Here is a 12,505-nt window from a genome sequence, read left to right as displayed (position 1 = left end):
GCGCCCTGTAAGCAGGGCGCTTTTTTACTTAGTCACAAATTTTACTCTTTCCAAAACTGTTCCAATAGAATGACAAGCATGGTACCCACAAGTAATCCATTACTTAAAACATATTGTAAGGAAGAAGGAATTCCGCTAAATGCACTTTCTGGAAGAAACATTATTCCCAAACTGATTAATAATGAAATTCCTAATATTGTTAATCGGCGTTGATTTAATTCTTCACGTAAAATGGATTGAAATGAAATGCCTATTACTTGGACAAATGTTGCTAAAAGTGCGGCATTAGCAATAGGACCTGGTAGTAAGGATATAAAGTTTACAATTGAAGGAATAAAAGAAATTCCTGCTAATATAAGACTTGCTATAAGGAACGACTTCACTTTTCTTTGTCCTGTTAGTTGAATAAATCCTGCTGATGCAGGTAATGGTACAATTCCAATTGTAGAAAACAACGACGAGATAATATGCGATATACCTCCGGCCCACACGCCGCGGTTCAGTATTTGCTTTTCATTTTCTTTAGATAACGGAGCCACTTGTTTTACAGCCGAAATAGCAGCGATTGTATTTGCAACTAAAAGAAATGTAAATAAAGTTGCAGTTAGAGCCATTCCAATATCGAACCTAGGCATGCCCCAAGCGAATATCTCTGGTAACTTAACTAACGGTGTGTGTGAAGGCAGATGAGATGATTTTCCTAATACAGCATACAAAAGCCAACCACATGAAATTCCAAGTAACACAGCGTAACTTTTCATCCATCCTTTCCCTTTAATTGATAAGAAAGTAATAAGCGCAAAAACAAAGAGCGCAATAGTAGCCGTTGTATAATCAGGATGAGTTACAGCTCCTTGTAATCCCATCATTCCTTTTAGTAACACACCACTAAGCTGAAGAGATAATATTAAAAGAAAAGTTCCTGTAACTAAAGGGGTAAATAAACGCAAGGTTCGATGTACAAGCCCTGTTATACCAAGCGTGAAGAGTAATATACCTGCAATAATTAATCCGCCTTCTAAAAGTTGTAATACATCCTTTGCACTTTGTCCCTGATGCATAGCGACTTGTCCCAATATGACAAATATACTTACCCATGAACCGGCTGGCCCATCCGCTATGGGATAGCGATGCCCAAACCATGCTTGTATAAATGAACTTACTCCTACAACTAAAAAAGTTCGTTGCATTAATGTTGAGATATCTTCTATTGATAAATGGAATATGCCACCAATAATGATAGGCAATGCAATTGCATTTGCTAATAAAAACACAAACCACTGTAGAATACTAAAGCTCGTATCGACGTATTTTTTATTCATATTATTCTCCCTTGTATAAAAAGAATCTCATAGTAAAAATCCATCCTTTCTATACAGCTAGATTAAAAAGGATGGATTTTATAAATCTATAAAATCACTTTAATTATATAGATAGATTTTTAATTAATTACCATGTACGGAACGGTAAGAATTTCCCGTTAAGTGTAATCACGATACGAGGGTCGCCACCTTTTGGATCTTCTTGTGTGTCCACACCTAGATTGAAGTTAATTGCACTCATTACACCTTCGCCAGCTTTTTCTAGAATTAATTCTCTAAGAGTCGGTGCGTATTGTAACATCATTTCATATAATCGATATAAGATTGGGTCAGTAGGAGGCATTTGCATTACTTGACCTCTAAGTGGAACTACTGTTAATGCTTGAACTACTTCTTCATCTAATTCTAATAGTTTACCGATTTTTTCTGCTTCTGGACGTGTCATTGTAGCTTGTCCTAATAACGCTGTTACAACCCAAGTCTCAGAGTTTTCACTTACTTTTGAAATTTCTTCCCATGTTAAACCTTTTGCAATTTTTGCTTCCATAATTTTTTGTGTAGCTTCTTGTCTATTCATATCTAATAACTTCCCTTCATTTAAGTAATAATTAATTTTTCATACCATTTAATGCTTTATATCCATCAACTATTAAGTCTAATTTACCTGTGTGAGGATCAATAACTAAACCATGTACAGGAACATCTTTTGGAATAAGTGGATGATTTCTTACTAAATCAACATTAGCCTGAGTTGAACCGTTGACATCATCGAATCCAAATAACCATTTTTCAAAGTCAACACCAGCATATTCAATCGCTGATAAAATTTCTGGTGAAGCTACTCCACGATCTAATATTTTTTGAAGTGTTCCTTTTGGATTAGTTTGGCTCGCACCACATCTTTGGTGTCCGATAAGGAAGATTTCATCTGCATTTAGATCATATACTGATGCGACAACACTTTGCATAACACTATCGAAAGCAGAAGCAATTTTACCACCTGCATTTCTGATAACTTTTGCATCACCATCGTGTATATCTAAAGCTTTTGGAAGTAGCTCAATTAAACGAGCGTCCATGCAAGAAACAACAACCATACGTTTTTTAGGCAGTTTTGTCGCTTCACGAGGAGCGTATTCTTTATTTTCTACAAATTGTTCATTGAACGATAAAATCTCTTGTAATAACATATTTGTAACCTCCTTTAAATCTAGATGTATTTTTTTGTTGCGTCCTCTGTGTTATAAGTAAATATAACTGATAAACAATGTGATGTAAGAGGATAAACTAAGTATAGTGAATTGTATCGACAAGCAGAATAAGTTGGCGAAACACTTTCTGGCTTTCTACTTTCACGATGAAAGGATTGGTTTATATCATTGATCAAACAGATTTTGAGATACTGAAATTATTAGGAGAAAACTCAAGAATACAATGGAAAGAACTTGGTCAAAAAATACATATGACGGGGCAGGCTGTAGGAAATCGAATTCGAAGATTAGAGGATTTAGGGATTATTGAACAATATACAATCGCAATAAACCGAATCAAATTAGGACAAGTAGTGACTGCATTTGTTACTTTATTCGTAACAACAGCTAATCATCAAGAGTTTATGAATTTCTTTCAAAAAGAAGAAGGGATTTCTGAAGTAGACCGTATAAGTGGTGAGGGATGTTATTTATTAAAAACACATTTTGCTTCTAATGAAGAATTGGATAACTTTCTGGGGCGACTATTAAAGTATGGGAATTATCGTGTTAACTTATCAATAGGAAAGTTAAAATAAGATTTCTTTTTTTGAGGTTATAGTAACATTATTTGCTAAACCTTATTTGTATAGAGATAATAAAATTTTTATCTTAAATAGTCGGAGCCTTACTACAATTTATGTGTAGTAAGGCTTTTTAAAGCTGTTAAAAAAATGAGAGATATTATATTCAACAATCGTGCTGAATTGTTGAGGGGGATATAAGACAATTTTTTTCAAGGGAATCATAAATGATTTTTCTTTAAAAAAATCCTGCAGCTCAGTACAGGATTTGTAATCAAACGTTTTTAAAAGCTAAATTGTGGTTTTATATCACCTTTATAAGGCTCATGTTCAACGAATATAGTTATGTCTTTACCCACTTGGTCTTTACCAGTTCTTTTATACGTAAATTTCTTATTATTCAGTTCAGTAAGTTCAAGAGCCGCACCATATTTATTATTTCCAATTGAAACATGAGCTCTTATTTTATTTTCATGTACAACATCGAAGTAGCCATAATCACTGCGGCTTTGACCTGTTTCGCTATTGAAGAACTCGTATTTATTAGACTTGTCATCAAATTTTGCTAGACTTATAAAATTCGAATTAAACTGCGTTACATCATTACCGGCTTCATCTAATACCTTTGTTCCATGCCAAAGGGTTCCGCCTAAAATTTTATCTCCATCCACGTTTTTAACGATATCACCTGTAGTAGAGTTTAGCTGCTTATCCGGATCCGTGAAAGAAAGCTCTTTTTCTTTATATGGAACATGTTCAACGAAAACTTCTACATCTTTACCGTTAGCATCTTTCCCTATTCTTTTATAGGTAAATACATTTTTATTTAGCTTTGTCATGTTAACAACAGCTTGATACTTCATTGATTCTGAAATTAATATTCTTTTCTTCCCATCATTTGTGACAAAGAAAGTTCCTTTATCGCCACGGCTTGCACCAGTCTTAGCATCAAAAAATTCATATCTTCCTGACTTCGCATCATATTTTGCAAGACCAATGAAGTTTGCATTTTCTTTCGTTAAGTCATTTTTATCTTTGTCATACACTCTTGTACCTTGCCAATTTGTCTCGCTAAGAATATTAGCCATTTTTTGCCCTTTAGTTAACTTATTTTCCTTTTTAGTATCTTTCGCAGCTTGTTCTTGTTTTTGTTTACTATGATTTTCTTCAGCTTTCGTGCCAGCGCAACCTGTTAATGCTAATGTGAATCCTAGCAGTATGGATGATAGTACTTTTGTTTTTTTATTCATTTTTATCGTCTCCTTATTGTATGATTTTAGTTAGTACGGTTTGCGATTATAGTAGCAGTTCGTCCTTTTAAATTTTTGTTATATGAAAAGATTCAGGTGGGAGCAACGAACTTAGTTACTACGTTTATCATGTTAATCCCCGAGTATAAACTCCCTCTAAATAAATCATTAAAAAAAGATAAACTAATTCCTAAAAAATTTTCATATTTATAAAAAACAATCGCTGGCTTACTGGATGGCCCTTTCGAACGCTTATCAATTTTTTTCTGATACCTACGAGTAATCGAAAAATACATAGTAAAGGAAGAAGGAAAGCTGTTAACAGTAATGTAATTCTTAATAGAGTTAATTGAGTGTATTATAAAAGTTTTTAAGATGAATTGTAGGGGAAATGATGATCTTATAGAAGGTGATTCCTATAGGAAGGGGATGTCCATGTTTGATTCAACAGATTTTAAAATTATAAAGTTACTACAAGAAAACGCTAGAATGAACTGGAAGGAAATTGGAGAGATAGTACATTTGACTGGCCAGGCTGTTGGGAAACGAATTAATAAATTAGAAGAGGCGGGTGTCATTCAAAAATATACGATAGATATCGACAGGGCTAAGTTAGAAGGGTCTATTATGACGTTTGTTACACTATTTCTGCATGCACCACATTATCATAATCAAATTCAAACTTTTTTTGAAAAAACGGACTTAATTACTGAAATGTATCGTATAAGTGGCGATGGGTGTTATATCATGATTCTTCACACATCTTCGCACCAGCAATTAGAAGAGACTCTTGCAGATGTTTTACATTATGGTGATTATCGTATAAATACTGTCATTAAGACAATCGAAAAAAAGAAAGAATAAGAGATGTATTCTTTCTTTTTTTATATGGAACTGTAATTCTTTATTTGCTCTTGTTTATAAAACAGTTTGCCGACATGATTTTCGCATAAATATCACCAAACTCTAACGAACTCATGAACGATTGATGAGCGTGTACTGCGGGGATCAGATTTCCTTGAAATTCTAAATCTCTTGTTGTACAAGCATCTTCAATTACAACACATTGAAATCCTAAATCACTGGCAGCACGTACTGTTGCATCAATACATACATGAGTCATCATACCGCAAATGACTAGTTGATCTATTTTTTCTTTCTTTAATGTTTCAAATAAATTGGTTCTTAAAAAACTGTTAGGGTGATGTTTTTGTATGACTCTTTCGTTAGCAATTGGCTGTACATCATCATGAATTTGAACACCTACTGTTTCAGGTAAGAAGAAAGTAGCTCCTTCATTGTTCGCAATATGTTGTACGTGAATAACTGTTTTATGTTTTTCACGAAATACTTTCAAGACTTCTTTCGCTTTTTGTGCGGCTTTTTCAGGTTGATGTAATTCCATATTGCCGCCTTCAAAGTAATCATTTTGTATGTCGACTAATAGTAACGCTTCGTTCATCATTAATCCCCCCACAATTATTTATACAGCAAGTTATTTGTACTGTACCGTTATTATATAAATTGCAACTATGTGGAAGTAATAACGTCATGAAAAGATTTTGACGTATATGGTTTCATTGTGAAAAAGCTAAAGGATGCAAAGAAAAGATGGGGACAATTTGTTTGTGGTTTTTTGATTTAGAAACAGAAAGTGGATGGGGAAGTAGATATTAACTTAATGATGCATCTAAGCAAACGTACTATTAGATGAATCATTAAGTAACAAAGGAGCTGGGTATTTTCATGCGTTGTTATCTGTGTTTAGTGATAGCTTTTGTTGCTCTTTTAATTTTTCAGGAGTCACGTCATTTCCTAAAGGATCTAATATTTTTAATCCTGTAACAGTGGTGTTGATTTGACCGCGAATAATTTGAAGATACTCCTCGCGTAATTCTGTGCGCTCATTTAATTCTGTTTTTGTTAAACTTTCTTCTTTTTGTTTTTTAGCTAATTCATTAATTCGATTTAAAACTTCAAGCATTGTTTTCTCCGCCTTTCTTTTTTGTATTATTCGATTAGATTGTAGTTTTGCATTATGATTATGGTTGCTACCATCATAGTTTCGTTAATAGTGTTTATCGTACTTTTATTCCTAAAGTACGATAAACACTGTGATTAAAACTCGCCATTCCAAGACGTTACTTCATCTACAGTTAATCGTACTGTTGGGAATCCTGGCTCTTTTGCTTTGCCTAATGCAATCATTAAGACGTCAGTTATTAAATGCTTTGCGGAATTCTTCAACGTTATAGCCAAGCATTGGGACTGTATCGTATCCTCTCGCTTTTGCAGCAAGCATAAATATCCGAATGGTGAAGTAATCGTGAAAGAGGATGATCATATATGATTTAACATTTCTGTAAGTATAATTTTGCTATAATGAATAAGTACTTACACGAAGGGGAGCTAAAAGAGAAAATGAAGTCATTTAATATCGATCATTATATAGCTAGCGTTTTACAGTGGATATTAAATATAGCATTAATCATATTATCCATTGTTTTATCGATTTTTTTAATTAACGAAACAATTACTTTTATTCAATACATATTTTCAGCGAAGAAGTATACATCTTATAAATTAGTTGAGAGTATCATCGTCTATTTCCTATACTTCGAGTTCATCGCATTAATTATTAAGTATTTTAAGTCGAATTATCATTTTCCGTTACGTTATTTTATTTATATCGGAATTACGGCGTTAATTCGTTTAATTATTGTGTCTCATGAGGAACCAATGGAGACGTTATTATATGCGGGATCCATTCTTGTTTTAGTTATTGCTTTATACATATCGAATATGAGAGATTTGAGAAAAGAGTAGTGCAGACATAAGTTTGCACTACTTTTTGTACCTTGACCTTCAAGTTACTTGAAGGTTTACAATGTAATTAGGGCGTTTGAAATCGAAAAAAATTGAGAAATTAAGTGAAGAGGTAATTTTACTTGGAGGTTATAGAAATGAGTCAGGAATTGAAATTACGTCCTTTAGAACGGGAAGACTTAAAGTTTGTACACGAACTTAATAATAACGCGCATATTATGTCGTATTGGTTTGAAGAGCCTTATGAAGCATTTGTGGAGCTGCAGGATTTATACGATAAACATATACATGATCAAAGTGAGCGCCGATTTATCGTTGAGAAAGATAATGAGATGGTGGGATTAGTCGAATTAGTAGAAATCGATTATATTCACCGTAGAACTGAATTCCAAATTATTATTGATCCGAGTTACCAAGGTTACGGTTATGCAGCTGATGCAACGCGTTTAGCGATGGATTACGCTTTTTCCGTATTAAATATGCATAAAATATATTTAGTTGTCGATAAAGAGAATGAAAAAGCTGTACACGTTTATAAAAAGGTCGGATTTATAGTAGAAGGTGAGTTGCAAGATGAGTTTTTCGTTGATGGCAACTACCATAATGCGATAAGAATGTGTATGTTCCAAAAAGAATATTTTAGAGTGAAGAGGCTATAGACAATGATTGTCTATAGTCTTTTTATTATTCAAGTCAACAATTATTTATCGTAAAACGATAAATAATTGTTGACTTGAAATTCGTCGGGACTTATTATGAGGTTAGCAAAAGTAATTGTGAAATTAAAGGAGAATATATTATGAAAAATAAATTTTTATTAGCTATCGTACTAATATCGTTAGGAGTTACCTGTTTATTAATGCACGGTACAACTAGTAAAGTGGCGGATAATGGGCTTCTTGTAGAACCTTTCTTTTTCCTAGTACCAGTAAGCTACCTATTGTTCTTTAGTGGTATTGGTGTGTTGCTAGTTGGATTTATCACTTCAAAGTTGAAAAAACAGCAATAGATAAATGCTGTTAGTTTAGGAGTGGATTTTTGTGAAACAAAACGAATTGTCATTATGGTTAAAGTTAATTATCATTCTTTGCGGATGTTTTGGTTTATTGTTCTGCATATATATTGGGCCAGAAACGGGAAGAGCGGTATTGTTAGTTTCAGAAAATTTGAAGGGACTATATAAGCCTTTAGTACTGTTCATTTGGATCACAGGAATTCCATTTTTTAGCGCTTTATTTTTGCACTGGAAGACAAGTAGGAGCAGCGATTACAGTGGCCGGGGCACAGATGACAATTCAGGCAGTGCATCAGGCCATTCAAATGCAACAACAAGCACAAGTAGCACAAATGATGCAGAGCCAGTATATGTCGTATGCACAGCTTCCTGTGCAAAGTATACATTATGATGTGTATCCAGCTGGTTTATCCCGCATTAACGAGCAGTAAAACTCCCACCTCAAAATTCGGCAGGAGCAAAGAAGTTAGGTGGGAGATCAACTGCCCGTAAACGCCCGATTGGTGAAGGCTAATAATCAGTGGGTAAGAACAAAACCCCCACTGATTAAAGCTTCACTTTATTTTCCATTCCATATGGCGGGACATACTTCTTATGAAAGAAAGCGACTCAATAGAGTCGCTTTTTTATATTCCACCGAGCTTCATTCCAAGGAATGCGAATAGGATACCAATTATGTAAGTAGTACTTAAATATAAAAGGAATGTGTAAATTTTTTTGCGATTGAGAAGCTGAATGGACTCTAATTTAAGTGTCGAAAATGTGGTGAATGCGCCCATAAATCCAGTTCCTAATAATAATTGCCATCCTGTAGAGACTCCGTTGCCAATTATATACCCGAGTAAAAATGCTCCTGTTATATTAATAAGGAATGTAGCAATTGGAAAGGGTGTTTTATTTCTTTTTTTAAACCAATTGCTAATTGCAAATCGTGTAATCGCACCGAAAAACCCTCCAGTTGCCACTAATAAAGCTTCCATCATAAGTGATCACCTTCCGTAAGTGATTTCTTAATTAAGAAGTCACCTAGTGTATAGCCAAGTCCAGACATAATGAGACCGCCAAGTATGCTACATGATACATATAAGAAAGCCGTGCTCCATTCAGAATGATTGATTAATTGCACAGTTTCTACACTAAATGTTGAAAACGTCGTAAAGGAACCGATGAATCCAGTCCCGATGCCTGTGATAACCTCTGAAGGTAAGATGTTTAGCCGGGCGATATACGTAGTTAGCCATGCTAATAAGAAGCAGCCGGCTAAGTTAATGAGTAATGTAGCTAATGGAAAAGAATGATGCCAAAATGTATGAATAGTAAGACCTAAATAATAACGAGAAAGGGCTCCTAATATACCGGCTATACCGACGATAATATAAATCAAATTCCTCACCTCTTTAAATAGCTTGCTCAAAAAAATAGACTCCTACCAGTAGTTATACTGGTAGGAGTCATTAGCTAAGCAGCGGTTATGGCGAACTCCATCGCCTATGATTATTACATATAGTGTACTAAACATTGTGTTTAATTTCCAGTGGAGAAGTTTGTGCATTTTGTATTTATATAATAGTTTAAGATAAGGAATCCTTACTTATAAACTAAATATAGTGATATAAGGTTTTCAGTGTGATAAAATATTTCGTATGTCTGTCATTTTCTTTATTTAACTGAAAATAAAGAAAAGTAAAATCGTATGTTTTAGAAAAGGAGTCGTTTGTTTGAAAAAGTTATTAAAAATAGTACTTATATGTATTTTAGTAGGTGTGGGAGTTGTAGGTGGGTTTTTAGCTTATATGACACTTACAAAAGAACAGCCGGCTGATGTTATAAGCTTGAAGGTGGAAAACAATAAGGAGCGCGTAATTGCGCATGAAAATGAATTTAAAGTTACAACATTTAATATTGGATATGCTGGACTAGATAAGGATCAAGACTTCTTTATGGATGGGGGAAAAGGGTCTGGTTCAAGTAGTAAAGAACAAACGGAAACTAACTTAAAGAATATGCTTTCGTTTTTACAAAATGAGAATAGTGATTTTGCGCTATTACAAGAAGTAGATATAAAATCAATGCGATCATTTGATGTAAATGGGCATGAATTTTTGAAAAAAGGACTGCCTGATTATACTTCTTCGTTCGGAAAGAACTATGATACAAAATGGGTTCCTGTACCAATCACAAGTCCAATGGGATATGCTGAAGCTGGATTAAGTACATTTTCTAAATATACGGTTCAAACAGCGAAGAGATTTCAGCTTCCTGGAATGGAGCCGTGGCCAAAGCGTTTATTTGATTTAGACCGAGCGATTGTTGAACATAAAATTCCTGTTAATAATGGGAAATTTGTTAGACTCGTAAATTTACATTTGTCTGCTTATGATGAAGGCGGAAAAATTAGAAAGCAGCAAGTGGAGTATTTAAAAGAATATATGAACAAGCATTATAAAAATGGTGATTATGTAATAATGGGCGGAGACTGGAATCAATTAATTTCTAGCGCTCAGTTAAGTGATCCAAAGTTCGTGAAAGAGCGTCCTGAGTGGTTAGTAGAGTTACCAAAGGACTTTACTGATGGTGGCTTTAAGTGGGCTGTAGATCCGTCTGTTATGACTGTGAGAGATGATGTGAAGAAATATGTGGAAGGTGAAAATTTCGTCACGATTATTGATGGCTTTATCGTTTCACCGAATGTTGAAATTGTAAATGTACAAGGGAAAGATTTGAAGTTTGAAAATAGCGATCATAACCCAGTGAGTGCGGTATTCAAGCTGAAGTAATCGATACGTATGAGTAGAAGGTGGGGCTTCATATATGGAGTGGTTAAAGAGAACTTGTTTTTCTAACCTTGAGAAAGAATCACAGAAAAATCATTTATTGCTATTTATCACGATGTGTAGTTTCTTCCTTGGGATAATCGCGATTGGGTATTACGGATATATTTTTACAGAGAGAGCAATAGCATTTTGGATGTGTGGTATTTCTATCGTAGTATTTGGAACGCTGCTTACTTTTATAGAAAGTATGGAAGCAATGTATAAATACATCATGACATGTATGCTACTTATTATGTCTTTCATTATGGTACAAGCATTTAATGAAAGCCCAGCTGTATTTCAAATGGTCTATTTTACATTAGCGGTTTCACTTATTTATTTGAGTGAACGTCTTATTTTAATTCTTGGCGGGGTAGCAGTTGTTGTTACATTTATACTTTGTAGTTATTGGCCAAATCAATTTTTTGCGTATACAGCGTCATCTGAAGCTGCAAATTTCGCAAGCTTGTTAGCGATTGTAACGATTGCAATGTGGGGTGTAACGAAGATTGGTTCTAATCTGTTGACTCGTTTAAGTGATGAGAAGCAAGCGGTGATGAAGAAAGCTCAGGAGTTAGAAGAAACGCAAAGACTTATTGAGAGAACAGTTGTGAAACTAGATAGTAATTTCAATCATTTAAGACAAAATATGAATACATCAATGGAGTCAATGAGTGAAATTAACTTTGCTTTTGAAGAAGTAGCAGTGGGAACCCAATCGCAATCAGAGATGATGTCTCGTTCAGTAGAAGTATTGAATGATATGGAGGGAAATATTGAACAAATCATCTCTCAAGTAAGAAATGCTTCGATTCGTGTTGATGAAAGTTTAGAAATTTCAAAGGGTAGTGTAAGTACTTTAAGAAATTTTGAAGCTAACATGAGAAGTTTAAATGATGTTGTTTCACAATCAGGAACTATATTTAGAGAATTGATGACACAATCGAAACAAATTAATGAAATTGTAGATGTAATCACGAATATTTCAAGTCAGACGAGTTTGTTAGCTTTAAATGCAAATATTGAGGCTGCAAGGGCAGGCGAGCATGGAAAAGGTTTTGCTATTGTAGCGAATGAAGTATTAAAGCTTGCTGAAGAATCGAATCGTTCTGCGGGGAGAATTCAAGGGATTTTGAAGGAGTTTAGTAATCAAGCAAGTAAAGTAGAAGTGCAGGTAGAGAAGTCAGAAAGAGTACAAGAAGAATGTAACGAAATGTTAGCAAGTGTTTTGACGAATGTAACGGATTTAGGGAAGTTTATTGATGCGATTAATGATGTAATGAGGGAGATTGTTGGTCATCAAGAAAGTTTCCAAGCTAAAACGACGAATATCGTAAAGGACGTTACACATGCTTCTAACGTAATTCAACAAACTTCTGCAGCTACGGAAGAAGTGTTAGCGAGTGTTGAAGAAGAAAAGCATCGAAATGATACATCGGTGAAGACGTTACATACTGTTAGCGAGCAAGTGAAGTTGCTAGAAGATATTTTAGAAAAGTAATATC

The 12,505-nt window shown here is 34.3% G+C and carries 16 protein-coding genes, 1 pseudogene and 1 riboswitch; of the genes and pseudogenes, 8 read left to right on the top strand and 9 right to left on the bottom strand.

The window, feature by feature from the left end; translation table 11 throughout:
* Positions 1–41 precede the first annotated feature (41 nt).
* From LCF45_RS25110 to LCF45_RS25100, 3 genes are all read right to left on the bottom strand, one after another.
* Positions 42–1,322 (bottom strand): purine/pyrimidine permease, encoded by a 1,281-nt coding sequence (locus tag LCF45_RS25110; protein WP_078177986.1) that lies wholly within the window; start codon positions 1,320–1,322, stop codon positions 42–44.
* 127 nt (positions 1,323–1,449) lie between these two features.
* Positions 1,450–1,899: a cyanase gene (gene cynS / locus LCF45_RS25105; RefSeq protein ID WP_001081567.1), complete on the bottom strand. Its 450-nt coding sequence runs from the start codon at positions 1,897–1,899 to the stop codon at positions 1,450–1,452.
* A 31-nt stretch (positions 1,900–1,930) separates the two neighbouring features.
* Positions 1,931–2,512 carry a beta-class carbonic anhydrase gene (locus LCF45_RS25100; RefSeq protein WP_263894354.1) on the bottom strand — a complete coding sequence of 194 codons (582 nt, stop codon included), beginning with the start codon at positions 2,510–2,512 and terminating at the stop codon, positions 1,931–1,933.
* A gap of 167 nt (positions 2,513–2,679) precedes the next feature.
* On the opposite strand from LCF45_RS25100, the gene LCF45_RS25095 reads away from it, so the two are divergent.
* Positions 2,680–3,111 (top strand): Lrp/AsnC family transcriptional regulator, encoded by a 432-nt coding sequence (locus LCF45_RS25095; protein WP_002016035.1) that lies wholly within the window; start codon positions 2,680–2,682, stop codon positions 3,109–3,111.
* Positions 3,112–3,380: 269 nt separating this feature from the next.
* On the opposite strand, the gene LCF45_RS25090 is transcribed toward LCF45_RS25095, so the two are convergent.
* Positions 3,381–4,346, bottom strand: coding sequence for a DUF4822 domain-containing protein (locus tag LCF45_RS25090; RefSeq protein ID WP_078204127.1), 966 nt, complete (start codon positions 4,344–4,346; stop codon positions 3,381–3,383).
* 429 nt (positions 4,347–4,775) lie between these two features.
* Here LCF45_RS25090 and LCF45_RS25085 point away from each other — a divergent pair, with 429 nt between their 5' ends.
* The gene (locus tag LCF45_RS25085; protein ID WP_002099310.1) at positions 4,776–5,210 is read left to right on the top strand and encodes an Lrp/AsnC family transcriptional regulator; all 435 of its coding nucleotides are present in this window, start codon (positions 4,776–4,778) and stop codon (positions 5,208–5,210) included.
* A gap of 40 nt (positions 5,211–5,250) precedes the next feature.
* Here the strand turns inward: LCF45_RS25085 and LCF45_RS25080 are convergent, their stop codons facing one another.
* From LCF45_RS25080 to LCF45_RS25070, 3 genes and pseudogenes are all read right to left on the bottom strand, one after another.
* Positions 5,251–5,808, bottom strand: coding sequence for a cysteine hydrolase family protein (locus LCF45_RS25080; protein WP_033707919.1), 558 nt, complete (start codon positions 5,806–5,808; stop codon positions 5,251–5,253).
* A gap of 282 nt (positions 5,809–6,090) precedes the next feature.
* On the bottom strand, positions 6,091–6,330 hold the full coding sequence (locus LCF45_RS25075) for a DUF896 domain-containing protein (RefSeq protein ID WP_033729536.1): 240 nt from the start codon (positions 6,328–6,330) through the stop codon (positions 6,091–6,093).
* A 134-nt stretch (positions 6,331–6,464) separates the two neighbouring features.
* Positions 6,465–6,651, bottom strand: a pseudogene (locus LCF45_RS25070) (nitroreductase family protein); the annotation flags it as partial.
* A 116-nt stretch (positions 6,652–6,767) separates the two neighbouring features.
* Here LCF45_RS25070 and psiE point away from each other — a divergent pair.
* The 4 genes from psiE to LCF45_RS25050 all read left to right on the top strand — a co-directional run bounded on the left by psiE (position 6,768) and on the right by LCF45_RS25050 (position 8,618).
* The gene (gene psiE / locus LCF45_RS25065) at positions 6,768–7,172 is read left to right on the top strand and encodes a phosphate-starvation-inducible protein PsiE (protein WP_002129862.1); all 405 of its coding nucleotides are present in this window, start codon (positions 6,768–6,770) and stop codon (positions 7,170–7,172) included.
* A gap of 137 nt (positions 7,173–7,309) precedes the next feature.
* Positions 7,310–7,831 (top strand): spermidine N1-acetyltransferase, encoded by a 522-nt coding sequence (gene speG / locus LCF45_RS25060; protein ID WP_002112781.1) that lies wholly within the window; start codon positions 7,310–7,312, stop codon positions 7,829–7,831.
* A gap of 140 nt (positions 7,832–7,971) precedes the next feature.
* Entirely contained in the window at positions 7,972–8,181 is a 210-nt protein-coding gene (locus tag LCF45_RS25055) for a DUF3955 domain-containing protein (RefSeq protein ID WP_002129860.1), read from the top strand.
* Between the two features lie 257 nt (positions 8,182–8,438).
* A complete protein-coding gene (locus LCF45_RS25050; protein WP_080019790.1) occupies positions 8,439–8,618 on the top strand; it encodes a DUF3947 family protein in 180 nt (59 codons plus the stop codon).
* A 195-nt stretch (positions 8,619–8,813) separates the two neighbouring features.
* Here the strand turns inward: LCF45_RS25050 and crcB (LCF45_RS25045) are convergent, their stop codons facing one another.
* Entirely contained in the window at positions 8,814–9,170 is a 357-nt protein-coding gene (gene crcB, locus LCF45_RS25045) for a fluoride efflux transporter CrcB (RefSeq protein WP_002167412.1), read from the bottom strand.
* A complete protein-coding gene (gene crcB / locus LCF45_RS25040) occupies positions 9,167–9,571 on the bottom strand; it encodes a fluoride efflux transporter CrcB (RefSeq protein WP_002143706.1) in 405 nt (134 codons plus the stop codon). The genes crcB (LCF45_RS25045) and crcB (LCF45_RS25040) overlap by 4 nt, the downstream gene beginning before the upstream one ends.
* A 54-nt stretch (positions 9,572–9,625) precedes the next feature.
* A riboswitch (Fluoride riboswitch) is annotated at positions 9,626–9,685 on the bottom strand.
* A gap of 220 nt (positions 9,686–9,905) precedes the next feature.
* Between crcB (LCF45_RS25040) and LCF45_RS25035 the strand changes: the two genes are divergently transcribed.
* A complete protein-coding gene (locus LCF45_RS25035; protein WP_002143705.1) occupies positions 9,906–10,964 on the top strand; it encodes an endonuclease/exonuclease/phosphatase family protein in 1,059 nt (352 codons plus the stop codon).
* Between the two features lie 34 nt (positions 10,965–10,998).
* Entirely contained in the window at positions 10,999–12,501 is a 1,503-nt protein-coding gene (locus LCF45_RS25030) for a DUF4077 domain-containing protein (RefSeq protein ID WP_263894353.1), read from the top strand.
* Positions 12,502–12,505 lie beyond the last annotated feature (4 nt).

It is taken from the genome of Bacillus sp. 41-22, assembly GCF_025809295.1.
Classification (GTDB): domain Bacteria; phylum Bacillota; class Bacilli; order Bacillales; family Bacillaceae_G; genus Bacillus_A; species Bacillus_A mycoides.
The sequence above is the reverse complement of the archived record's forward strand: the minus strand, read 5'-3'. Positions and strand labels throughout refer to the sequence as shown.